Annotated in this window: 20 protein-coding genes; 18 read left to right on the forward strand and 2 right to left on the reverse strand. The window is 69.6% G+C overall.

The genetic code is table 11. The annotated features are described in order from the left end of the window. Positions 1-170: 170 nt before the first annotated feature. Positions 171-1,079 carry a LysR family transcriptional regulator gene (locus tag ACWCP6_RS18495; RefSeq protein WP_450933521.1) on the reverse strand — a complete coding sequence of 303 codons (909 nt, stop codon included), beginning with the start codon at positions 1,077-1,079 and terminating at the stop codon, positions 171-173. Between the two features lie 469 nt (positions 1,080-1,548). Here ACWCP6_RS18495 and ACWCP6_RS18500 point away from each other — a divergent pair, with 469 nt between their 5' ends. Beyond that, positions 1,549-2,244: an SDR family NAD(P)-dependent oxidoreductase gene (locus tag ACWCP6_RS18500; RefSeq protein WP_450933522.1), complete on the forward strand. Its 696-nt coding sequence runs from the start codon at positions 1,549-1,551 to the stop codon at positions 2,242-2,244. Positions 2,245-2,909: 665 nt separating this feature from the next. Continuing rightward, the gene (locus tag ACWCP6_RS18505) at positions 2,910-3,809 is read left to right on the forward strand and encodes a ferritin-like domain-containing protein (protein ID WP_450933523.1); all 900 of its coding nucleotides are present in this window, start codon (positions 2,910-2,912) and stop codon (positions 3,807-3,809) included. Positions 3,810-3,826: 17 nt separating this feature from the next. Here the strand turns inward: ACWCP6_RS18505 and ACWCP6_RS18510 are convergent, their stop codons facing one another. Beyond that, on the reverse strand, positions 3,827-4,075 hold the full coding sequence (locus ACWCP6_RS18510; protein WP_450933524.1) for a hypothetical protein: 249 nt from the start codon (positions 4,073-4,075) through the stop codon (positions 3,827-3,829). A 543-nt stretch (positions 4,076-4,618) separates the two neighbouring features. On the opposite strand from ACWCP6_RS18510, the gene ACWCP6_RS18515 reads away from it, so the two are divergent. The 16 genes from ACWCP6_RS18515 to ACWCP6_RS18590 all read left to right on the forward strand — a co-directional run bounded on the left by ACWCP6_RS18515 (position 4,619) and on the right by ACWCP6_RS18590 (position 23,957). After that, entirely contained in the window at positions 4,619-6,907 is a 2,289-nt protein-coding gene (locus ACWCP6_RS18515) for a heavy metal translocating P-type ATPase (RefSeq protein WP_450933525.1), read from the forward strand. Further along, positions 6,904-7,446 (forward strand): copper chaperone PCu(A)C, encoded by a 543-nt coding sequence (locus ACWCP6_RS18520; RefSeq protein ID WP_450933526.1) that lies wholly within the window; start codon positions 6,904-6,906, stop codon positions 7,444-7,446. Before ACWCP6_RS18515 ends, ACWCP6_RS18520 begins: the two co-directional genes overlap by 4 nt. A 136-nt stretch (positions 7,447-7,582) precedes the next feature. Then, on the forward strand, positions 7,583-8,284 hold the full coding sequence (locus ACWCP6_RS18525; RefSeq protein WP_450933527.1) for a hypothetical protein: 702 nt from the start codon (positions 7,583-7,585) through the stop codon (positions 8,282-8,284). Between the two features lie 227 nt (positions 8,285-8,511). Continuing rightward, positions 8,512-9,114 carry a sigma-70 family RNA polymerase sigma factor gene (locus tag ACWCP6_RS18530; RefSeq protein ID WP_450933528.1) on the forward strand — a complete coding sequence of 201 codons (603 nt, stop codon included), beginning with the start codon at positions 8,512-8,514 and terminating at the stop codon, positions 9,112-9,114. Positions 9,115-9,621: 507 nt separating this feature from the next. Continuing rightward, positions 9,622-10,377 carry an aspartyl/asparaginyl beta-hydroxylase domain-containing protein gene (locus ACWCP6_RS18535; RefSeq protein ID WP_450933529.1) on the forward strand — a complete coding sequence of 252 codons (756 nt, stop codon included), beginning with the start codon at positions 9,622-9,624 and terminating at the stop codon, positions 10,375-10,377. 219 nt (positions 10,378-10,596) lie between these two features. Next, positions 10,597-11,970 (forward strand): MFS transporter, encoded by a 1,374-nt coding sequence (locus tag ACWCP6_RS18540; protein WP_450933530.1) that lies wholly within the window; start codon positions 10,597-10,599, stop codon positions 11,968-11,970. A 45-nt stretch (positions 11,971-12,015) separates the two neighbouring features. Continuing rightward, the gene (locus ACWCP6_RS18545) at positions 12,016-13,065 is read left to right on the forward strand and encodes a beta-ketoacyl-ACP synthase III (protein ID WP_450933531.1); all 1,050 of its coding nucleotides are present in this window, start codon (positions 12,016-12,018) and stop codon (positions 13,063-13,065) included. Then, positions 13,062-13,301, forward strand: coding sequence for an acyl carrier protein (locus ACWCP6_RS18550; RefSeq protein ID WP_450933532.1), 240 nt, complete (start codon positions 13,062-13,064; stop codon positions 13,299-13,301). The genes ACWCP6_RS18545 and ACWCP6_RS18550 overlap by 4 nt, the downstream gene beginning before the upstream one ends. A gap of 22 nt (positions 13,302-13,323) precedes the next feature. Further along, positions 13,324-14,214, forward strand: a complete 891-nt coding sequence (gene scoE, locus ACWCP6_RS18555; RefSeq protein WP_450933533.1) for a (3R)-3-[(carboxymethyl)amino]fatty acid oxygenase/decarboxylase — start codon at positions 13,324-13,326, stop codon at positions 14,212-14,214. After that, on the forward strand, positions 14,211-14,759 hold the full coding sequence (gene scoD, locus ACWCP6_RS18560; protein ID WP_450933534.1) for a (2E)-enoyl-ACP glycyltransferase: 549 nt from the start codon (positions 14,211-14,213) through the stop codon (positions 14,757-14,759). The genes scoE and scoD overlap by 4 nt, the downstream gene beginning before the upstream one ends. Positions 14,760-14,780: 21 nt before the next feature. After that, positions 14,781-16,364 (forward strand): long-chain-fatty-acid--CoA ligase, encoded by a 1,584-nt coding sequence (locus ACWCP6_RS18565; RefSeq protein WP_450933535.1) that lies wholly within the window; start codon positions 14,781-14,783, stop codon positions 16,362-16,364. A gap of 85 nt (positions 16,365-16,449) precedes the next feature. Continuing rightward, positions 16,450-16,707: a phosphopantetheine-binding protein gene (locus ACWCP6_RS18570; protein ID WP_450933536.1), complete on the forward strand. Its 258-nt coding sequence runs from the start codon at positions 16,450-16,452 to the stop codon at positions 16,705-16,707. Further along, positions 16,694-20,974 (forward strand): amino acid adenylation domain-containing protein, encoded by a 4,281-nt coding sequence (locus tag ACWCP6_RS18575; RefSeq protein WP_450933537.1) that lies wholly within the window; start codon positions 16,694-16,696, stop codon positions 20,972-20,974. Before ACWCP6_RS18570 ends, ACWCP6_RS18575 begins: the two co-directional genes overlap by 14 nt. A 92-nt stretch (positions 20,975-21,066) precedes the next feature. Beyond that, the gene (locus tag ACWCP6_RS18580) at positions 21,067-22,101 is read left to right on the forward strand and encodes an ABC transporter substrate-binding protein (RefSeq protein WP_450933538.1); all 1,035 of its coding nucleotides are present in this window, start codon (positions 21,067-21,069) and stop codon (positions 22,099-22,101) included. A 56-nt stretch (positions 22,102-22,157) separates the two neighbouring features. Beyond that, on the forward strand, positions 22,158-23,123 hold the full coding sequence (locus ACWCP6_RS18585; protein WP_450933690.1) for a FecCD family ABC transporter permease: 966 nt from the start codon (positions 22,158-22,160) through the stop codon (positions 23,121-23,123). Positions 23,124-23,126: 3 nt separating this feature from the next. Beyond that, complete coding sequence (locus ACWCP6_RS18590) at positions 23,127-23,957, forward strand: ABC transporter ATP-binding protein (RefSeq protein ID WP_450933539.1); 831 nt, start codon at positions 23,127-23,129, stop codon at positions 23,955-23,957. Positions 23,958-24,088: the final 131 nt, after the last annotated feature.

The raw sequence follows: 24,088 nt of genomic DNA on the forward strand, positions 1-24,088 counted from the left end.
TTCGACGAGCAGGACGTCGACCGGGATCAGGAGACGGTCTGCGTGATGTCGCAGGCGATCTCGTTCACGGCGCCTGTGGCGAACGCAGCTCGCTGCGGCCTGCCCCACAAGGAACCGGAGAGCGACTTCATGGGCAGCGGATGCCCTGGCCCAATGCGGTCATCGCGGGCTCACTCTGAAACCGGCGCCGTTGCCCACCGCTGGAGCCGTGGTGGTGACGTGGGCGCCGGGCTCGCGGCCCGGGTCTCCTCCTTCTCCGCAGTGCCGGAGCTCCGGCGCAGGGTCACGGTGGCGATGTCCAGGAAGTCCACGACGAGCCCTGCGCAGTTGCCCTCGGGCGCCGCCAGGCAGGTCTCGGCGGGCAGGGCATCGCTGACCGACAGGTAGACGAGGCCCGGGCGGCGCGAGTACAAGCTCGCGACACTGAGGGGGACGAGTGCAATTCCCTGCCCGGAGGCGATGAGCTCGAACTTCTCCTCCAGTGAGGACGTGCGCCGCGTCCTGGCATCGAGAATCGGCTCACCGTCGAGATCGGCCGACGTGAGGGAGCGACGGCCGGCCAGCGGATGTGTCGCAGGAAGGCAGGCGACCTTCGTCTCGTGACCGATGGGGACGGTACGCAGCCCCGAGTCGTCGAAAGGGCGCCGAAGGAATCCGACGTGTGCGCGGCCGTCGCGAAGCGGGGCGTCCTGTTCCCACCAGCGCAGGGGAAAGACATCGATCTCGACCTCGGGGCGGCTCGCTGCGAACGCCCGGATCGCCTCCGACACGTGCAGGCCGGGGGAGAAGGCAACCACGAGTCGCTGCTCTCCCGACTCGGCCTCGCGTACGCGGCGCAGCGCTCCGTCCACCACCGTGGTGATCCGTCGCGCTTCGTCGTACAGCTGCTGTCCCGCCGAAGTCAGCTCGACGCTGCGCGTGGTCCTCGTGAGCAGCAGGCATCCAAGCTCCTGCTCGAAGGCGCGGATCTGACGACTGAGGACCGGCTGCGCGATGAACAGCGCCTGCGCCGCCCGGCCGAAGTGCCGGTGTTCGGCTACCGCGACGAAATAGCGGAGCTTGCGCAGATCCAGGTCCATGCCCTGACGGTATCAATGCATTCGGAAGGGTATTGGACGCGCGGCCGGACGACTCGGAGACTGGACTCATGATCGCCATCACCCCTGCGGACGGCTCCAGTTGTCGCACGACCCGTCGCCGCAGCTGAACCACGCGACGTGCTGCGGACGGCAGTTGCCGGACGGCAAGGCCGTCGCACTCACCGGCGGCCGCGGCGGATCGTGCGCACAAGCGGTGGCCGCCACGCAGTGTGCTCTGGACGAATCCGTGGAAACGGGCGATCCCTGCACCACATAGGCCACGAGCTCGACCACCTTTTGCCAACTGCTGTGAGCGGGAACGCACATCGGCCCCACAACCCTGGACTGGGCCGCCCACCGAACCCGCAGCCGCACTCACCGCCCGGCACGACCGTCCTCGGTGATCGATCTCCAAGGAAACGACCGCGAACGATGCTCCGAAGCGGTCCCGACCCACGACAGGAATCACATGACCGACACCCGCAAGACCGCCCTCGTCGTCGGCTCCTCCCGGGGCCTGGGCCTCGGGCTCGCTGCCGAGTACCTGGCCCGCGGCTGGGACGTCATTGGCACGGTCCGTGGCGGCCAAGGCACCGGCCTCCATGAACTGGCCGACGCGTCCGGAGGTCGACTGACCGTCGAGTCTCTGGAGATGACCGAGCCGGAGCAGATCACCGGCCTGCGTGACCGACTGGCGCACCGCACCCTCGACCTGCTCTTCATCAATGCCGCCATCACTCGCGGGGATCTTCCGATCGGCGAAGTCCCCACCGACATGTTCGCGGAAGTCATGATCACCAATGCGCTCAGCCCGATGCGCGTCGTGGAATGGCTCAGCCCGCTGGTCGCCCCGGCCGGGACCATCGGGGTGATGTCCTCCGACCAAGGGAGCATCACGCGGAACACCAGGGGCGGGCAGGACCTGTATCGAGCCAGCAAATCGGCGCTGAACCAGCTGATGCGCAGCTACGCCGCCCGCCATGCCGGGGACACGCGGACCTTGCTGCTCATGGACCCGGGCTGGGTGCGCACCGAACTCGGCGGCCCCGACGCGGATCTCAGTGTGGAGGAGAGCATTCCCGGGGTGGTGAAGACCATCGAGGCCCAAGGGGGAGAGCCGGGGCTCCACTTTCTGGATCGCCAGGGGAGGGTTGTGCCCTGGTAGCGGCTGCGACCGGATACCGCCGGGATCACTCCCCGGCGGATGCGGGGGCGCCGGCCGGCTCCCCTGACGTCACGTCTCCCCGATGGCAGCGGGCGGGGCCGGGCGATGCCGTCTCCGGGGACTGCGGCGACACGGTGTGCTCCGTGCTGCCGGAGATCCCCTCCAGCGGCCGTCAGCGTGGGTCGGCGCGAAGCACAGCCGCTCGAAGCCGATGTCGTGGTGCCTGACATGAGAAGCAGATCTCAGCCACCTCATCAGTATGTAGTCGAGCCCGGCGGGCGATGAGTTCCCGATCGTGGACCGATTGCGTGGAAAGGCGAGTCGTGCGGCGCAGGCCCCCCGGTGGAAGGGGGCCGGATTGCTACCTTCACGCACCTGGTTCGAGGCTCAGGCCCGGTTCGCGGGCGCGTGCGGAGGTTGCGATGGCGAATGCGAGACGATCTCCTGAGGAACCGACCGGATCCCCCTTCCGGCGGCGTACCCTCCTGGCGTCGGCTGCCTTGGCGGCGGGCACACCGGTCTCAATGGCCGCGTGCGCTGATCCCCCTGGACGGCCGGCACCTGAACGGCATGGCACGTCACCGAACGGGAAGGCGGTGCGCCTCGTCGCCGTCCCGGCGGAGAACCGCGACGTCGACTGGCTCAGATCGGCTCTTCAGGTCGCCGTGGAGATCGAGTTCTCCACCATTCCGCCGTACCTGTGCGGCTGGTGGTCCATCAGGGACCGCAAGAGTGATGCCGCTCGGTTGATCCGTCGGATCATCTCCGACGAGATGTATCACCTCGGCATCGTCTGCAATCTACTGGTCGGCTTGGGGGGACGGCCTCGGATCAAGGCGTCGGCGCCCACCTATCCAGGTCCCTTGCCGGGCGGGGTGCACCCAGGAGTCAACGTATACCTGTCCGGGTTGACCAAGTCCCTCGTCCATGACGTGATGATGGCCATCGAGGCCCCCGCCGAACCACTCACCGAGAGCGCGCACGCCCCGCTCAGCATCGGCCTCTTCTACGAGGAACTACGGAAATCGTTCCGGGCCGTGGCACCTGATCTGTCGGTGCACCGGCAGATGCACGAGCGCATCGGAGAAGACACGCTCAGGCCGGTGAAGACCCTCGAAGACGTCGAGCGCTCGATCGAGGTCATCAAGGACCAGGGTGAAGGCACCGCGGTTTCTCCGGCCGACGGTCTCGATGACGGTCACATGGCCCATTACTACGCCTTCGCCGAGATCTACCACGGCCGCCAGTTGCGTGATGTCGGGGGAGAATGGCGGTACACCGGGGCGCCAGTGCCCTTCCCCGACGTGCGGCCCATGGCCAGGGTCCCGGCGGGCGGCTGGAAGCGACCGCCCGCCGACGCCCAGCGCCTCCTGCACGACTTCGACGACACCTACGCCAAGGTTCTGGAAGCGCTCGACACCGCGTGGGGAGACGGTGACCGGCACAGCCTGAAGACCGCTGTGCGGTGCATGCGCAGGCTGAGGACTCCTGCTGTGGAGCTGATGGAGATCCCGATCACCGGCACAAAGGAGACCTACGGCCCTCACTTCCTCCCGCCGGGATGATTTGACGTCCTGGATGTTCACGCACGCAAGTCAGCCAGTGCCTGACGGCATGCGTCGGCGGTCTCTCCGGTGACTTCCGCGCACATGCGGCAGTGCTCGTTGAAGGAAGCATGTTGACTGCGCGTTTCGTGGCTGCGCTGACAGGCGATCAGACACGCTGCCGGTTCAGCTGCGATCAGTGCGTTGCCCGTACCCGTGGCCCGGGTGAGGACTCGGCGGGTGGCCAGAGCGACATCGCGGCAGTCCAGGTGGGGATCGAGGGGCATGGGGGACACCTCGCAGGTGGGCCGATGTGACCTGGGATACCTGCGTGACTGCGCAGCTGTGCAGGCAGGGCGTTTCGACGTGTTTGGCGGCGTCCTGAGACGGCACCGCCGTGTCGTGGGGATCGCGCCCGGGGTGGCGTGACGCACAGCCCCTTTGTGTATGTGTGATGCACGTCACGATTGAGCGTCGGAACTCGACGGACTGTCGACTCGACTACTCGAACGGCATGGCTTCAACTGCCTGCTTTTGTACGACGGTTCGATGCGACCAGGAAGGTCGGGCATGGCCGATATCCCGCACTCTCCCCGTACCGCTGGTGCAAGTCCCCGCAGACTGCTGCCTCCCCCTGCGCTCTGCGGCTTCCTGCTCCTGCTCGTGCTGCTGTTCTCGGTGTCCTTTGCCGTTGGCTCGGCGCAGGGCCCGGTAGCGCCGGGCATGCACGGCACGGGGAGAAGCGGGAGCGGCGGCGGCACGGACGACATGCCAGGGATGGACGAGAGCACGGAGGACATGTCGGGGATGGGCCACGGGAACGGTGAGTGATGACGGCTGAACCCATGGCGAGCCTTGTGGTGACGGACATCAACGTGGGCGGGATGACGTGCGCGGCCTGTGTCCGACGGGTGGAGAAGAAGCTCGCCAAGCTGGAAGGCGTCACAGCCACGGTCAACCTGGCCACGGGGCTGGCGAGGGTCAGTCATCCGGCGGGTGTCGCACCCCAGGACCTCGTGACCGCGGTCGAGCAGGCCGGTTATCAGGCCGCTCTGCCTGTGCGTGAGGACGACGATGCCGCCGAGGACCCGGACGGTGCCGGGGCCGAGGCCCGTCGCGAGGTGGAACGGCTCGCGGTCACCGCGCTGCTGGCTTTGCCCGTACTGGTGCTGTCGATGGCGCCGGCTCTTCAGTTCCGCAACTGGCAGTGGCTGTGCTTCATGCTCGCGGCCCCCGTGGCGGTGTGGAGCGCCTGGCCCTTCCACATCAGGGCGCTACGGGCGCTGCGTCACTCCACGGCCATCATGGACACCCTCGTCTCTCTCGGGGTCGTGGCGTCGTTCTCCTGGTCGGTGTACGCGCTGTTCTGGGGGGGAGCGGGCGCGCCCGGCATGCGGATGTCGTTCAGCCTGGTGCCCACCGCTTCGGAGGGCATGGCACACGTGTACCTCGAAGCCGCCGTCAGCGTCCCGCTGTTCGTGTTGACCGGGCGGTTCCTGGAAGGGCGGGCCCGGCGGGGAACCGGGGCGGCGCTGCGGTCGCTGGCCGAGCTGGCGGCGAAGAAGGTCTCCGTGCGGGACGAGCGGGGCGAACGGTCGATTCCCATCGAGCAACTGAGGGTGGGACAGGTCTTCGTGGTGCGCCCCGGTGAGCGGGTCGCCACCGACGGGCAGGTGACGGAGGGCGGTTCCGCCGTGGACCTGTCGCTGGTGACCGGCGAGAGCGGACCCGTGGAAGTGAGTCCCGGATCGGCCCTGGTCGGCGGGGCTGTCAACTCCGGCGGGCTGCTCCTCGTCCGGGCCACGGCGGTCGGCGCGGACACCCAGCTGGCCCGGATCACCCGCCTCGTCACCGAAGCGCAGGCCGGCAAGGCGAGGGCGCAGCGGCTCGCCGATGCCGTCGCCGGGGTGTTCGTGCCCGTCGTCCTGGCCATCGCGGTGACCGTCCTCGGGTTCTGGCTCGGGGCCGGGGCCGACCCCCAGGCGGCGCTCACCGCCTGCGTCGCCGTCCTCGTCGTGGCTTGCCCCTGCGCGCTGGGGCTTGCGACCCCGACCGCGCTGATGGCTGCCACCGGGCGGGGAGCCCAACTGGGTGTGCTGGTGAGCGGGCCGCAGACGCTGGAGGCCCTTCAGCACGTGGACACGGCCGTCCTGGACAAGACCGGCACACTGACCACCGGTCACATGACGGTGACGCAGGTCACCGCCGTGGCGGGCGCGCTCGGGCAGGACGCGGCGGTGCGGCTGGCCGGGGCGGTGGAGCAGGGCTCCGAGCATCCGATCGGGCGGGCGATCAGCGCGTACGCACGCCGCACTGGGGCGGCCGAACCACTGCCGGCCGTGACCGACTTCGTCGCGGTCCCGGGCCGCGGGGTCAGCGGCCGAGTGGACGGCCGTACGGTCGAGGTGGGCGCGCCGGACGGCAAGGTGCCGCGCGTGCTGGCCAAGGCGCTGGCCGCGTCGGAGGACGGCGCCCACACATCGGTTCTGGTGCGGGTGGACGGCCGGGCCAAAGCGCTGATCGCCGTCGGAGATCTCGTACGGCCGGGCAGCTACCGGGCCGTGGACCAACTGCGCCGGCTCGGTATCCGCCCGGTGCTCGCCACCGGTGACCGCAAGTCTCCCGCCGAGGCCGTCGCCGAGACGCTCGGCATCGATGAGGTGCACGCTCGTTGCACCCCCGAGGACAAGGCCGACCTTGTACGGGAGCTGAAGCAGGAGGGCGCACGGGTCGCGGTGGTCGGCGACGGGGTCAACGACGCGGCCGCGCTCGCGGCCGCCGACCTCGGCATCGCCATGGGCAGCGGCACCGACGTGGCCATCGGCGCAGCAGACCTGACCCTGGCACGTGGGGACATCGAGGCGCTCGTCGACGCCGTCCGGCTGGCTCGGCGCACACTGGGCACAATCCGGGCCAACCTGGCATGGGCATTCGGATACAACGTGGTCACCCTGCCACTCGCCATGGTCGGCCTGCTCGACCCCATGGTCGCCGCCGCGGCGATGTCGGCGAGTTCCGTGCTGGTGGTGGCCAACAGCCTGAGGCTGCGCCACTGGCAGCCGTCTCCCACCCCGGGCCAGGGGCGCGGTAAGCGCGGCGGGAAGGCCGGTGCCCGGTGAAGCGGATCACAGACCGTGCGTCCCTGCCGAGGAGCCTCGGCCGCCGGCGGCTGTGGGACGGGGCGGTCGCCGCCCTCGTGCCCGTGGCCGCGTGCAGCGTTGCCTTGGCCGGTCTGACCGCCTGGGTCGGCACGGGGCGGGCCGGTCGCCCGGCGCTCATCCGTGTCACCGAGGGGCGAGTCCTTCTGCCGACCGCCGGAGTGCCACAGACAGCGGCCTTCTTCACCATCGCCAACAAGGGAGGCTCGGCCGACACACTGCTCCGGGTCACGGCGGGTGACGTCCCCGGCGATGTGACGCTCTCCCAGCACCGTATGACGCCGGGACACGCGGCCTACCGGTCGGTGATCGACTCCGTTTCCGTCGCCGGGGGAAGCAGCCTCGCGATGTCCCCAAGTGGGGTCGACCTGACGGTGCCCGTGCCCTCACACGCATGGCGTTCGGGTGACCTGGTGCCGTTCACCCTGGAGTTCCGGCGCAGCGGCCGGGTGAAGGTCCTGGCCGTCGTGGTGAGGCCCGGTTCGGTGTCTTTGCAGTAGTAGTCGTTCCCGGCGGCCCTCGAGTCCCCTTGTATCCGATGTGAGTTGTGTCATCCTTTGGTCGGTAAGTCGGGGTCCGGTGCTTGTGCGTACGCCCTGATGACGACCGGACGTCGGCTGCGAGGATGGGCGGGATATGACTGTCCCAGGGTGGTGCCGCGTGCTGCGGGCCGGCGTGTTCGCCGCCGCCTGCGTGCTGCTCGCTGCCCTCGCTCACGCGACCATGTCGGGGACCCCCGTCCCCTGGTGGGCCATGGCCGCCGGTGCGACGGGAACCGGGATGGCCGGCTGGCTGCTGGCCGGCCGGGAACGCGGCCGCACACTGATCGTCGCGGCCGTGACAGCGGCGCAAGCGGTGCTCCACGAGACGTTCTCTCTGGCGCAGACACTCATGCCCGCGTCGCCGCCCGACCCGACCACCATGTCCCACGCCGCCGGCTCGACGGGCACGAACGTCGTGGGCACGGGGTCCATGACCTCGATGGACATGGGCTCGACCGCGCACACGGTGCACGGCATGGTCGGCCTTGGACACATGCGCGACATGGTCGGCATGAGCGGTGCGGCCTCGGCCGGCATGTTCGCCGCGCACCTCCTGGCAGCGATCCTTTGCGGGCTGTGGCTCGCCTATGGCGAGCGAGCCGTTTTCCGCGTCCTGCGGGCGGCGGCGGCATGGCTGGCCGCACCCTTGCGTCTGCTGCTGGCCCGGCCCACACCGCCCTTTCGCCCGTCCGTGGACAGGTGCCGCGGTACCGCCGCTCCGGCACCGGCGCGGCTGCTTCTTCTGTGCTCCTCCCTCACCTTCCGGGGGCCGCCCGTGGGTGCCGCTGTCATCTGAGACAGCTGGATCCACCGGGGCCCACTTCGCCTCTGGCCCTGCACCGTTCGCGCGCAGGTCTGCCAACAGGCTCCCAGCCTCCACGCGTCCACGCGCCGACGCGGTCGGGCACTTCCTGACGGGCTCCGGGCATCGCCGTACCTCCCCGTACGGCCGCACCCCATGTGCCGGTGAGCCATGCCTCGCGCGGGCCTCGGCCCCGGAAGACTCCGGAAGGACACCACGTGATGATCTCTGTCCTGCCCGCCCCCCAGGCGGATCGCGCAGTCGCAGACGCCTCGGCGACCGCCTGGGCGCTGGCCGCACGCGGCGGAGACCCCGACGCGGCCGACCACTTCGTCCGTGCCTTGCACGGTGACGTGCTGCGCTACGTCGCCCGTCTCAGCGGCGATCCCCAGACCGCCCACGACCTGACCCAGGACACCTTCGCGCGGGCGTTCGGCAGCCTGCACCGCTACGAAGGCCGCGCCTCGGCCCGTACCTGGCTGCTGTCGATCGCCCGCCGCGCGGTCGCCGACAGCTTGCGCAGCGCCGCCGTCCGCCCCCGGATCGTGGACGCGGTCGACTGGCAGGCGGCGGTGGAACGCGCTCAGCCGCGCGGCCTGCCGGGCTTCGACGACGGTGTGGCCCTACTCGACCTGCTGTACGCCCTGACCGAAGAACGCCGTGAGGCGTTCGTGCTGACCCAGCTGGTCGGACTGTCGTACGAGGAGGCGGCCGGCTTCGTCGGCTGTCCCGTCGGCACGGTCCGCTCCCGGGTGTCCCGCGCCCGCGCCACCCTGGAACAGCTGGTTCAGGAGGACGAGGCACAGAGCACGCTGACGGCCTGACACCGGACTCCCCACGACGGGAGTACGGGTCGGCCGTCCCGGCGGCACGGTCTGCGGAAAGGGCCGTGCCGCCGGGAACTCGACGGCAGGGGCGGGCGACTACTGGGATGTGGGGGTCAACAGCAGGCGATTCCGTCGCCGGGCACCGTCGTTGTCGCCGCTTGCAGCCGATCCGCCGGCGCTGGACGTACGGCTGCGGGCCGTGACCTGCGCACCGGGACGTTCTCGTACGGTTGCTCGCCGAACTGCAGGTGACCCTCCTGGTTTCGACCGCCGACACGGTGCTCACCGCGCTGTGCGACCGGCGGGGACGCACGGCGGCGGACCGCTCCGGGGCGCTCCCCGGGAGCGGGTTCACCTGTGGCGACGTCATGAAGGAACAAGTCCGTTGAGTCTCCCAAGAAATGACGAGTCATCGCGGGAACTCCCGGGCTCCTTCCCTCGACTACTAGTGCGATAACCGACTCTGCAGTCGGCCATGGCGGCAGTGGCCAGGAGGGAGCCTGCATGACACCCGAGATAGACGACGCCTTCGCGGCGATCAGAGGCGAGCACGGCGCGGACTCCATCAGGCGTGTGGAACGGATGCTGGAGCCCGGGGCAGGGGAGCCGCGTCACCCGCTGCAGAAGGGGGCCAAGTGGATCCTGCCGGGGCTGTCCCGGACCCCCTGGCACGATCCTCGTGGTCATCCCGAGCTGACGCCGGTCGTCGACGCTTTCGAAGCCGCTCATCCCATGATCAAGGAGCAGCTGACCACTGCCTGGGCGGCGCGCCGGGAGGCGTTCTCCGACTACGAGCACTATCTGACCCGCCAGGACGACTGGCAGGCCCTCTATCTGTATCGGGGAGGGGGGCTGGTCGAGGAATCGGCGGGTACCGTGCCGACGGCGTACGAGGTGCTCAAGGAGTGTGCCGTCGAGACGGGCAAAATATGTTCCCTCCTGGAATGTCATTTCTCCACCCTCCTGCCAGGTGCGACCATCGCCCCGCATTGCGACCTCTGGAACTTCAGTATCAATCTGCATCTTGCCGTGGACATTCCGAAGGGATGCAGCATCACGGTGGCGGGAGAAACCCGTTCCTGGGAGGAGGGGAAGTGTCTGCTTTTCGACTACTCCTTCGAGCATGAGGCGCGTAATGCCGGTGACCGCCCGCGGACCTGCCTGCTCGTAGATCTGTGGCACCCGGAAACGACCATTCCGGAACGGCTGGCGCTCACCTTTCTCATCGCGGAGGTCAGGCGACTCGTGGGGGATGTCTGACCGTCTGAATTCTGCAACGACTAACCATCCGGCAATTGCGTACTGCCGGATATCAGTGCTGCCCAAAAATAGAATTGAAGCCTGGGGTGGGAGTTTCCCTGAGGGGGCGTTCTCAATCCTTCTTCCGGGTGTTATGGTGACTAAAAATGATCGACCTGCTCGGCTATTCGATCTGAATTTTCGTCATTTTCGTTGAATGGGTGAGGAGGAGGTCGACCGGTGCGGGCACGGCTGTCTCTTCTCGTTCTGGCGTTGGCCCAGCTGGTCATCGCGCTCGACTACAACATCGTCTACGTCGCCCTTCCCGGCATAGGCACCGCACTCGGCTTCTCCCCGCACGATCTGCAGTGGGTGGTGAGTGCCTATGTCGTGACGACGGGCGGCTTCCTCCTGCTGGGCGGCCGTACGGCCGATCTGCTGGGCCGACGCCGGACCTTCGTCGCCGCTGCGCTCGTGTACGCGGGGTCCTCGCTGGTGGGCGGACTGTCCCAGTCCGCCGGGGTGCTGGTCGCCGTCCGCGCGGTGCAGGGTATCGGGGGCTCGTTGCTGTTCCCGTCCACCCTCGCCCTCATCAACACGATCTACACGGAGGGACCCGCCCGGAACCGGGCCCTGGCGGTGTGGGGCGCCGCGGGGGCCGGGGGCCTGTGCTTCGGGTCGCTGCTGGGCGGCGTGCTGGTCGAGGCGTTCGGCTGGCCGTCTGTGTTCTTCGTCAACGTTCCTGTCGCGGTGGCCCTGGCGTGGGCGGGCCGACGACTCTTCCCGCAGGATGGTCCGCGCGCAGGCACCCGACGGTTCGACGTGGCCGGGGCGCTGGCCGCCACCGCTGGGATCATGCTTCTGGTGTTTCTCCTGGTGCACGCCCCTGCGGTCGGCTGGCACAGCCCGTCCGTACTGCTCAGCGCCGTACTCGCCTTCCTCCTGCTGACCGTCTTCGCAGTCGTCGAGACCCGTTCGCGGGACCCGCTTGTGCCGGCGCGACTGTTCGCCCACCGAGGGCTGACCGCCGCGATGGCGGTCACCGCGCTCTACAGCGCTACGTTCAGTTCGCTTCCCTACTTCATGACCCTCTACTTCCAGAACGTGCGCGGCTACAGCGCGTTCGCGACGGGCCTGGCGTTTCTCGTCCCTGCGATGGTGACCGCCCTGGGCACCCAGGTCGGAGAACGGGCCATCGGCCGGGTCGGAGTGCGGAGCATGCTGGTCGGCGGCATGCTGCTGGGCGCGGCGGGAGCTGCCGCCCTCGGTCTCGGGCTCACCGCGGACGGCTCGTACTCCCTTTTGCTGCCCGGGATCGTGCTGCTGGGACTCGGCCAGGGCGCCGCCTGGACTGGCATGTGGATCGTCGCCGCTTCCGGAGTGGCCCCCGAGGACCAGGGCGTGGCCTCCGGCATGGCCTCCACCACGCTCCAGGTGGGCGGCGCGGTCGGCCTTGCCCTGTTGGTCGCCCTGTCCGGGGGCGTCGGTCACGGACCGGCCGGCGACGCTCTGCTGACCGGAATCCGCGCCGCCGTGTTCGCCGTCGCGGCGGGCCTCGGCTTCGGAGTGCCGCTCACCCTGGCACTGCGCAGGACCGCGACCACCGCCCCGTAGGACGGCCACGCCCGCTCCCCTTTTCACCCGACGAGGAGAACAGCTGTGCCCAGCAACGCCCCCAGCCCGCCGGGTCCGGCGGCCGTCCTGTGCGGACTGGCCGGATGGGTACCGACTCGGGTGGTCACCAATGACGAACTCGCCGAACGGCTGGACACCGACGACACCTGGATCCGTACCCGCACCGGGATCCGACGACGGCACTTCGCCGAGCCCGGCCAGGCGACGTCGGACCTCGCGGTCGAGGCCGGCCGGCTCGCGCTGCGCTCGGCCGGCGACGCGCACGCCGACGCGGTGATCGTCACCACGACCACCCCGGACCGACCCTGCCCCGCCACCGCGCCGGCGGTCGCCACGCGCCTCGGCCTGCAGGGAGCCGCCGCCTTCGACGTCGGCGCAGTGTGCACCGGCTTCGTGTACGGCCTCGCCGTCGCTGCCGGACTGATCGCCTCCCGTGTGGTCGAACGGGTCCTGCTGATCGGCGCGGACACCTACTCGACCATCGTCGACCCGATGGACCGGTCCAACGCGATCATCTTCGGTGACGGCGCCGGAGCGGTCGTCCTGCGTGCGGGACACCCGGACGAGCCGGGCGTGGTCGACCACTTCGACCTCGGCAGCGACGGAGCCCACGAGGACCTGATCACGGTCGCCGCCGGCGGCTCCCGCCAACGATCGGCCGGCAGGGAACCCACCCGCGCCGAAAGGCACTTCGCGATGCGCGGCAAGGAGGTCTACCGGCACGCGGTGACCCGCATGGCCGCCTCGGCGCGGACCGCGCTGTCCGGGGCCGGCTGGAAGACCGAAGACATCGACCACTTCGTGCCCCACCAGGCCAACATGCGCATCCTGCACTCCGTCGCCGACGACCTCGGCCTGCCCCGGGAACGCTGCGTGGCCAACGTGGACGCCGTCGGCAACACCGGAGCCGCCTCGATCCCGCTCGCCCTGGCCGACGCAGTGGCCCGGCAGCGGATCAGCACCGGCGACCGCCTGCTGCTCACCGCCTTCGGTGGCGGCCTCACCTGGGGCTCGTGCGTCATGACCTGGCCCGAGCTCGCCGAAAACCCTCAACCGGAACGGATCACACCATGACCACCTACGAGCAGATCTTCGGGATCATCGCGAAGTTGCACGACGTCCCCTCCGACCTCGCCCGTCCCGAGGCGACCCTCGGCGAACTGGACGTCGATTCCCTGACCACGGTCGAGATCAGCATCCACATCGAACGCGACCTCGGCGTCGCCGTCGGTGATGACGAGCTCCAGCCCGACCTCACCCTCGGCGAGATAGCCCACCTCGTCGAGTCCCGCCGCGCCACAGCCGCCTGAACCCACGGAAGGGCCGACAGTCATGCAGATAAAGGATCAGCCCGGCGCCGCGCTCGGCGTCATCGTCGAGGACTTCGACCACACCACGGCCTCGGAGGCGGACATCCGGGTCCTCAAGCAAGCCGTCTACGCCAAGAAGATCGCCGTGCTGAAGGGGCAGGACCTCTCCCCGCAGTCGTTTCTCGCCCTCGGCAAGCGACTTGGCCGCCCCGAGACCTACTACGAGGAGATGTACAAGCACCCGGAGGTCCCCGAGATCTTCGTGTCCTCCAACGTCCCGGAGAACGGCAAGCAGGTAGGCGTGCCGAAGACCGGCAAGTTCTGGCACGCCGACTATCAGTTCATGCCCGACCCCTTCGGCATCACCCTGATCTACCCCCGGGTCATCCCGGAGAAGAACCGTGGGACGTACTTCATCGACATGGGCAGGGCATACGAACGGCTGCCCGAAGAGCTGAAGAAGGAGGCCGCCGGAACGCGTTGCCGGCACTCCGTACGGAAGTACTTCAAGATCCGTCCGCACGACGTCTACCGGCCGATCTCCGAGATCATCGAGGAGGTCGAGACCAAGACCCCACCGGTTCTCCAGCCCACCACCTTCACCCACCCGATGACCGGCGAAACGGTTCTCTACATCAGCGAGGGCTTCACCGTCGGGATCGAGAACCAGGACGGCGACCCGCTCGACGAGGAAGTGCTGAAACGTCTTTTCGAAGCCACCGGCCAGCTCGACGACAGCTTCGAGCACGGAAACATCCACCTGCAGAGCTTCGAGAAGGGCGACCTGCTGGTCTGGGACAACCGCAGCCTCATCCACCGGGCCCGTCACACCACTACTGCGGAGCCGACCGTCTCCTACCGCGTCACCGTCCACGACGAGCGCAAGCTGTACGACGGGATGCGGGCGGCGTGACCGCGCCCGTCACCGACACCGCCGGTGCCGCGCCGCGGCAGTCGTACCCCACCGACGAGGAGCTGCTGGCCCGGGTTCTGTCGCCCTACAAGCAGCACTGCAAGTACCTGAAGTCCGCCCAGGTCACGGCCGCCGACGGGCTCTCTTCGGCACGCTGCGCGTTCGAGATCCCGGAGTCCTGTTACATCGACGACACCGGCCATCTGAACTCGGTCGAAGTCAACATCGCCTACAACCAGATGATGTACTACCTGGTCGCCAAGTCCGTGAAGGAAGGTCTGCTGGCCGGGTTCGAGAACTGGACCCTGGACGACTTCTGGCGCCACCAGCTCCCCGACATCCTCATCGCCCGCTTCGCGTCCAACTTCAGACGTCCCATCAACCCCCGTGACTTCATCGGGGAGATGGAACTCCGCTCAGTCACCCGGCGTACCCCCGGCGGCGGCAGCCCCTTCCTCCACGCCCAGACCGTGTTCCGCTACCAGGACGCCCACGGCGGCCGGTGCGACGGTGAGGCGACCCTGGCGTTCGTCAACGTCCCCTGACCCACCGAAGGGAGACCGCTCATGGAGACACCCACAGCACCGCAGCACAACGGCGCCCGGCTCCACCACCCCGAACTGAGCACCCTCGTCCAGACCACCCACTTCCACGCCCTCCGTCAGCCCGAAGCCCCTGCGGTGATCTGCGAGGGCCGCACCCTGACGTACGCGGGTCTGCACCGCAGCAGCAACCGCCTCGCGCACGCCCTGCTGGCCGCCGGACTCGCCGACGGCGACCGGGTGGCCTATCTGGGCAAGGAGTCCGAGCACTACTACGAGGTCCTCTTCGCCTGCGCCAAGACCGGCACCGTGCTGGTCCCGGTCAACTGGAGGCTCACCGCGCCCGAGGTGAGCCACATCCTCCAGGACTCAGGCACGCGGCTGCTGTTCCTGGAGGAAGAGTTCACCCCGATCGTCGAAGGCATGCCCACCGAGCCGCCCGAGATCATCGTTTCCGTGCGCGACATCGACACGTGGCGGGCCGGACACCCGGACGGGGAAACGGAGTTCACGGCCACGCCCGACACCCCGGTCGCCCAGCTCTACACCAGCGGCACCACCGGACTGCCCAAGGGGGTCGTGCTCGCCCACCGCAGCTTCTTCGCGATTCGAGACGGCCTCGCGAGCGAAGCACTGGACTGGATCGACTGGCGGGAGGGCGACATCGCCCTGGTCGGCATCCCGGGATTCCACGTCGGCGGTCTGTGGTGGGCGACCCAGAACTTCAACGCCGGCACGACAGTCGTCGCGATGCGCGCCTTCGCCGCGAGGCAGGCCGTTGACCTCATCCGCGACCTCGGCATCACCACCGCCTGCGTGGTCCCCGCCATGCTGCGCATGATGCTCACCGAACCCGGAGTGACCCGCGAGGACTTCACTACCTTGCGTAAGACGGTGTACGGCGGTTCCCCGATCTCGGAGGCGCTGTTGGAGGAGAGTCTCGCCATCCTCGACTGCGAGTTCGCCCAGATCTACGGGCTCACCGAGACCGGGAACACCGCGGTCTGCCTGCCACCGGCCGCACATGTAGCCGGTGGCCCCCTCATGCAGGCCGCCGGCCATCCCTACCCCGGTGTCCACGCCAAGGTGATCGACGGCCAGGGCCGTGAACTGCCACCGGGCGCGGTGGGCGAGGTCTGCCTGCACACCCCCGCCCGGATGGTCGAGTACTGGGGGCTGCCCGACAAGACCGCGGAGACGCTCGTCGGCGGCTGGATCCACACCGGTGACGCCGGCTACCTCGACGAGGACGGCTACGTGTTCATCCGCGACCGCATCAAGGACGCCATCCTCGTGGCCGGCGAGAACGTCTACCCCGCCGAGGTCGAAAACGTCCTGGAACACCACCCAGGAGTGGGTGAAGCCGTCGTGGTCGGGATACCCGACGAGCGCTGGGGTGAGAGGGTGCACGCCTTCGTCGTCCCCGCGGCGGGCAACCGGCCCAGCCCACGCGACCTGCACACCTTCCTCGTCCCGCGGCTGGCCGCGTTCAAACTGCCCGCGAGCTATGAGTTCACGGACCACGTCCCGCGCAATCCGAGCGGCAAGATCCTGCGCCGCGAGCTGCGCGACCGCTTCTGGAGCGACTCCGCCCGCAAGGTCAACTGACCGGTTCGCCCGCGCCGTCACCACCCCGGCGCGGGCGGACCGACAACGCTGGCACACGACCGGACGAGCCCCCGAGAGAGAATCCATGCCTGAAACCCTCACCCTGGACAGCTTCCGCGCGGACCTGGCGGAGTGCCTGTTCCTGAAGCCCGACGAGGTCGACCTGCAGGAGAGCCCGCTGGACGCGGGGCTGGACTCGCTGCGCATCGTCACCCTGCTGGAGCGCTGGCAGGCAGCGGGCGCCGAGGTGACCTTCATCGAACTCGCCGAGCGCACCTCCTTCGCCCAGTGGTGGCAGCTGCTCACCGAGCGCCGACCGGGAGCGGACCATGCCGATGCCTGAGCACCGTCCCCTCCTGGCCGCCCAGGAGGGCATCTGGGCCGGTCAGCAGCTCGACGCGGACAGCCCGGCCTACAACACCGCCGAATACGTGCGCATCGCCGGTCCGATCGACCCCGCCGTCTTCGACCAGGCCCTGCACCACGTGGTCGCCGAGACCGAAGCGCTGAACGTCACCTTCGACATCGACGGCGACGGCCACCCCCGGCAGATCGACACGCCGGCCGCCGACTGGCGCACCCACATCGCCGACCTGACCGCCGAACCCGCCCCGCACGCCGCCGCACTGGCCTGGATGGACCAGGACATGGCCCGCCCGGTCGACCTCACCCACGACCCGGTCTTCGGCCACGCCCTGCTGAGGACCGCACCGGAGGAGTTCCTCTGGTACCACCGTGTCCACCACATCGCCCTCGACGGCTTCGGACTCTCCCTCGTGGCCCGGCGCGTCGCCCAGGTCTACACCGCCCTCATGGCCGGCGAACCCGTACCGGAGAGCGGCTTCGGCACCCTGGAGTCCGTCAGCGCCGAGGAACACGCCTATCGCGAATCAGCCCGCCACGCCAAGGACCGCGCCTACTGGACCGACCGCTACGCCGACCGTCCGCCGGTCGCCACCCCCGCGGGCCGATCCGCACTGCCCGCCCGCACCTTCCACCGCCACGTCAGCGACCTCGACACAGCGGGAGCCGACACCCTGCGCACCGTCGCCCGCGAACTGTCGGTGACCTGGTCGGAGGTGCTGCTCGCGGTGACCGTCGCACACCAGCACCGGCTCACCCGGGCGCCGGAGATCGTCCTGAGCCTGCCGGTGATGGGCCGCCTCGGCTCGGTCTCCCTGCGGGTGCCCGCCATGGTGCGCAACATCCTGCCCCTGCGGGTGCCCGTCACCTCGGACGACAGCCTCCGCGTCCTCGCCTCCCGCGTCTCGCGGGAACTGCGCGCCGGACTGCCGCACCAGCGCTACCGCTACGAGCAGTTGCGCCGCGACCTGAAACTGGTGGGAGGCCAGCGCCGACTGTCCGGCGCCGGGGTGAACATCATGCCCTTCGAGTACGACCTGCGGTTCGCCGGACATCCGAGCACCGTCCACAACGTGTCCGCGGGCCCCGTCGACGACCTGGCGGTCAACATCTACGACCGCGGCGACGGCACTGGTCTGCGCGTCACCGTCGACGCCAACCCCGACCTGTACACGAAGGACGAGACGGCCGCCCTCCACGGGGGTCTGCTCGCCCTGCTGGAGGAGGCTCTCGCCGACCCCGACCGGCCGCTCGGCGGGCCGCGGGAGCACCAGGCCGTTCCCGTCCTGGACGGCGGCCCGCTGCCCGCACCCGTCCGTCCGGTACTGGGCCTGATCGCCGACCACGCCGCCCGCCGGGGCGGAGCCGTCGCCGTCGAATGCGCCGGGGCGACCCTGTCCTACGCCGAACTCTTCGGCGCTGCACAGCACATCGCCCGTCGGCTCACATCCCGTGGCGTCGGCAGGGGCGACCTGGTGGCCGTCGCGCTGCCCCGGGGAACCGACGCCGTCGCCGCCATCCTCGGCGTGCTGCTGTCGGGCGCCGCGTACTGCCCCCTGGACCCGCAAGCCCCCGCCGAGCGCACGTCCCTGCTGCTGGCCAACGCCGCTCCGGCGCTCGTCCTGACCACCGGCGACCGCGCGGCCGGCTTCCCCGACCACGTCGTATTCGCTCCGGACCAGCCGGACTCCGGGGCCGCCCCCACCGGCACGCCCACCGCGCCGCAGCTCACCGACCTCGCCTACGTGCTGCACACCTCGGGTTCAACCGGCCTGCCCAAGGGCGTGGAGATCGGCCATGCCGCGCTGGCGCACTTCGTCGCCGCTGCCACGCACCGCTACGGGCTACGCCGTGCGGACCGCGTCCTGCAGTTCGCCCCCCTGCACTTCGACGCCAGCGTGGAGGAAATCTTCCTCACCCTGTGCACGGGCGGCACCCTCGTGATGCGGACCGACGACATGACGGAGTCGGTGCCGCGCTTCCTCGACGAGTGCGCGCGGCTTCGGGTGAGCGTGCTGGACCTGCCCACCGCCTACTGGCACGAGGTCGCCTACGCGGTCTCGACCGGTGCCGCGGTCCTTCCCGAGGGAGTGCGGACCGTCGTCATCGGCGGTGAGGCAGCGCTCCCCGAGCGCGTGGAGCGCTGGCGCAAGGCGGTCGGCACCTCGGTCGCGCTGCTGAACACCTACGGTCCGACCGAGGCCACCGTGGTCGCCACCGTCGCCGACCTGAACGACCCAGGCCTCGCCGCCGACGACGTACCCATCGGCCTGCCCCTGCCGGGTACCCGGGCCGCCGTGGTCGACGGTGAGCTCTACCTGCTGGGCCACACCCTCGCCGACGGATACCGGACAGACGCACCGGACGGCGGGCGCTTCGCCCCGCTCACCGCACTTCCGGAAGACCCCCGCGCCTACCGCACCGGGGACCTGGTCCGTATCGGTGAGGACGGACAACTGCGCTACCTCGGCCGGGCCGACACCGAGTTCAAGATCAGCGGCCATCGAGTGCAGCCTGCAGAGGTCGAGAGTGCCCTGCTCGGCCACCCCCGGATCCGGGAGGCGGCCGTCGCCGGACAGATCCTGCCGGACGGCACCCGGCGCCTGGTGGCCCACCTCGTGGCCGAGGACCCGGCGCCGTCCGCCTCCGAGGTCAGAGAACACCTGCGGGCGAGGCTTCCCGCGGCGATGGTTCCGTCCGCTGTCGAACTCGTCGGGCGGCTGCCGCGCACCAGTTCCGGCAAGATCGACCGGGCCGCGCTCAGCGAGCCGTCCGCGAAGCGGGCGCCCACCGCAGGGAATCCCTTGGAACAAGCCATCACCCGTACCTGGCGGCAGATCCTCGGCACCGACACCGTCGCGGTGGACGACGATGTGTTCGACCTGGGCGCCCAGTCGCTCCAGGCCATCCAGGTCGCCAACCGGATCGGTGTGGAACTCGGCCGGGACGTCAAGGTCGCCTGGATCTTCCAGCACCCCACCGCCGCCACACTGGCCCGCTTCCTCGCCGACGCGGAGCAGCCGACCGCCGCCCCTGCCGCACTCCCGCCCGCCCTCCTGACGGACGCCGAGCTCGATCCGGACATCCGGCCTGGCGTCGGCCGCGCACTTCCCGCGGCCCCGAGGCGCGTCCTGCTCACCGGCGCCACGGGCTTCGTCGGTACCCATCTGCTGGCGCGACTCCTGGCCGACACCGAGGCCGAGATCGTCTGCACGGTACGGGCACCCGGTGTGCCCGAAGCCGCTGCCCGCGTCCGGGCGGCGCTCAGGCACCACGGCATCACGCTCGACGCAAGGGCGTCGGCCCGCCTGACTGCCCTGCCCGCCGACCTCGCCCGCCCCGGCCTCGGCCTGCTCCGGGAGACCCTGTCCGACCTCGCCGCGAGCTGTGACGCGATCTTCCACAACGCCGCGACCGTCAGCATCATGCGCGACTACGCCACCCTGCGCGCCGCCAACACCGAGTCCACCCGACAACTGCTGCGTCTCGCGGCCGTGAACACGACGCCCCTGCACTATGTCTCCACACTGTCCGTGGCGCCGCCGGCGAGCCACAGCGCCGAGGTGCCGGAAGCGTTTCTGCATGCCCACGAGTCGCTGGGATACGGCTACCAGCAGTCCAAGTGGGCTTCTGAAAGGCTGCTGGAACAGGCGGCGGAGCGCGGTCTGCCCGTCACCGTCCACCGCCTGGGCCGGGTGCTCGGCCCGGCCGCCACGGGGTTTGTCAACGAGCGGGACTTCCTGTGGAACGTGTTGCGGGCGGGCATACCCGAGGGGATCGTCCCGGAACTCTTCGAAGACGAGATCTGGACTCCGGTGGACTTCGTCGCGCGCGCCCTCGTCCACCTGTGTCTCCACCGTCCCCTGACGGCCGGTGGCCTGGTCTTCAACCACGCCACCCTGCCCCGCGTGCGGCTCGCCGATGTCTACGGCTGGGTGCGGGAGTACGGCTACCCGGTACGGACCCTGCCGCTCGCCCGCTGGCGGGAGCAGCTGCCCCGCTCGGCCGACGCGGCGGCCACGATGCTCGCCTTCTTCGACTCCGTCGATCAGGCCGCCGCGACCGACCTGCGCCTCGGCCACGTCCGCGCCGACCACGTCCGTGCCGGACTGGGGGGCAGCGGCATCGCCTGCCCGCCTGTCGACCGTGACCTGTTCTTCCGCTACCTGGACCACTGTGTGACCGCGGGCCTGCTGCCCGCGCCTGCCGAGCGGCACGGGCCCCCACCCGGGGTGCCGGCGAAATAGTCCGCAACTGCCGGGAACTCACAGCCACTTCGGCCCGACTACTGCAACGGAACCTTCAGACCATGAGCACGTCCTTCACGCAAGGAGCCCGCATGTCGATGAACCGGCCGGCTGCCGCCCTGGCCGCAGCCCTCTGTCTACTCACGGCAGGGTGCGGCTCCTCGTCCGACGAGAAGGCGAGCGACAAGGGCACCGGGGCCGCGGCCTCGAAGGCCGGCTATCCGGTGACACTTGACAACTGTGGCCAGAAGGAGACCTTCTCGAAGGCCCCCAGCCGGGTCGTCGTGATGAACGGAGCCTCCGTCGCCGAGGTCTCCACTCTCCTTGCCCTCGGCCTCGGCGACAAGATCGTCGCCAACGAGCAGACCTACGGCATGTCCGAGGTGCCGGGCCGGGCCGCGGCGATCAAGGCCCTGCCCAACGGGAAGGTCAAACTCAACGACGCCTACGACGTTCCCCGGGAGGCCATGCTCGGCCTTCGTCCCGACCTTGTGCTGTCCACGACCTCGTACGGCTTCGACGAGAAGAACGGCTTCGCCACCCGCGACCAGCTGAAGCAGGTCGGCGCCAACAGCTATGTCAGTCCCCAGGGCTGCGACCAGGACACCTCCAGGATGACCATCGCCGACAGCTACCAGCTGCTGCGCGACATGGGCAAGGTCTTCAACGTGAGCGACAGAGCCGAGAAGCTGATCGCCGCCTCCGTGAAGAACATCGCTGCCGTCTCGGACAAGGTGAAGGAAAAGAAGACGCCGAAGGTCATGGCGCTCTTCTCCAACATGTCCATGGGCGGCAACGACTTCAGCTCGGTCGTCGCCAAGGGCATCTACAACGACATCCTTGCCAAGGCCGGCGGCTCCAACGCCTTCGAGAACGCCTCCAAGACGTCCTTCGCCGACCTGAGCAAGGAGAAGGTGGCCGCCACCGACGTCGACGCCCTCGTCGTCATCGGCTACAACGACCGCAACCCGGCGGCCTACGCCAAGAAGCTGCTCAAGGAGTTCCCCCAGTGGCCGGCCGCCAAGAACAACGCGTACGTGACGCTGTCCGACTCGATGTACCTGGGCCCCAGCAACGACGTGGCGGTGCAGAAGATCGCGAAGATGCTGCACCCCGACGCCCTCTGAGCCGGTTCAGGGACCCGCTGGCGTTCACGCTCCTGCCCGTGGCGCTGGCCGCCACCATGATCGTGGCGATCAGCATCGGCGCGGTCGACGTCCCGGTCGGTGACGTGTGGCAGATCGTCCTCCATCACGTCACCGGCGCCGGGGCGGCGCCCTCCGATCCCGCGCTCGACCAGATCGTCTGGAACTTCCGCACCCCGCGGGTGGTGCTGGCGGCCCTGGTCGGCGCGGGCCTGGCCGTGTCCGGCGCGGTACTGCAGACCGTGGTCTCCAACCCGCTGGCCGACCCCATCGTGCTGGGCTTCTCCTACGGCGCCACGCTCGGCGCGGTCCTCGTCATCACTCTGGGCGGCGGTGTGGCCCTCGCCGGGCTCGGGGTGTCGGCGGCGGCCTTCCTCGGGGCAGTGGCCGCCGGCGCCTTGGTCTTTGCGCTCGGACAGCGGCGGGGACGGCTGGCCCCAACCCGGTTGGTCCTCGCGGGCGTGGCCGTCGGGTACGTCTTCCTCTCCGCGACCAGCTTCGTCCAGCTCCAGGCGACCCCCACCGAGCTGCGAACGGTCATGTTCTGGATGCTGGGCAGCGTCGCGGGCGCCCAGTGGGACCAACTCCCCGCGGTCACCGTCGTGGTGCTCGTCACCACCGTGCTGCTGTCCCTGTTCGGCCGCCGGCTCAACGTGCTGCTGGCCGGAGACGAGTCCGCCACCGCGCTCGGCATCGACGTCAGTCGCTTGCGTGCCGTTCTGCTGGTCCTGAGCGCACTGCTGACCGGGACGGTCATCGCCGTCGCGGGCAGCATCGGCTTCGTCGGCCTCATGATCCCGCACCTGGTGCGACTGACCATCGGTGCCGACCACCGTCGGCTGCTTCCGCTGACGGCTCTGCTGGGAGCTGTCTACCTGGTCCTCGTCGACCTGCTCTCCCGCATCCTCAACCGACCCAACGAACTGCCCCTGGGCATTCTCACCGCCCTACTCGGCGCCCCCTTCTTCCTGTGGCTGCTGCGCCGCAACAAGGGTCTGGACTGACACATGAGACTCACTGTCGACCGCCTCCACATCACCCTGGACCGCACTCCGATCCTGCGTGGCGTGAGCCTTGAGGCCCGCAAGGGCGACATCGTCGGCCTCGTCGGCCCCAACGGCAGCGGCAAGTCCACCCTGCTGCGTGCCGTCTACCGCTCGCTGCGCCCGGCGGACGGGGCGGTCAAGGTGGGTGAGGACGACGTCTGGGAGCTGTCCCCCCGTGCAGCTGCCCGCCGCACAGCGGCCGTTCTCCAGGACGCCGGGGGCAACACCACCGGCCTGACGGTCACCGAGATCGTGGCTCTCGGCCGGTCCCCTCACCATGGCCTGCTGGGCCGCGACGGGGCAGAGGACCATCTGGCCGTGGCCGACGCCGTCGACCGTTGCGGCGTACTGCCCTTCGCCGACCGCGACTACGCCTCCCTGTCCGGTGGGGAGCGCCAACGCGTTCTGCTGGCCCGTGCGTTGGCACAGCGCCCGCAGCTCCTTGTGCTGGACGAACTCACCAACCACCTGGACATCCGGGCCCGGTTCGAGCTCCTGGACCTGATCCGCGCCACCGGGATCACCACACTCGCCGTGCTGCACGACCTCGACCTGGCCGCCCGGCTCTGCGACCACCTGGTCGTCCTGCACGAGGGGGCCGTGGTGGCGGCGGGGCCGGTGCAGGAGGTGCTGACCCCGACGGTCCTCGCGGACGTCTTCGGTGTTCGCGCCTGCACCGAACGGCACGCCGACGGCGTCGTCCGGATCACGTACGAGGCCCAGCCGCTCGCGGACTCGTGCACCAGGGAGGAGCAACCCCGAAACGCCGAGACCGCCTCGGCTGATCTGTAGACCGACCGGCGTCAGGATCCCTGGCTTGCGGCGGGCTCCGGGGCTTCGTATTGAATCCCCGGACCGGGTCAGTTCCGCCGCGTCTGCCCCTCCGAAACGGGCCGCCAGGTGCAGCGCCATGTCGATCCCGG

Source organism: Streptomyces sp. NPDC002004, from assembly GCF_053593975.1.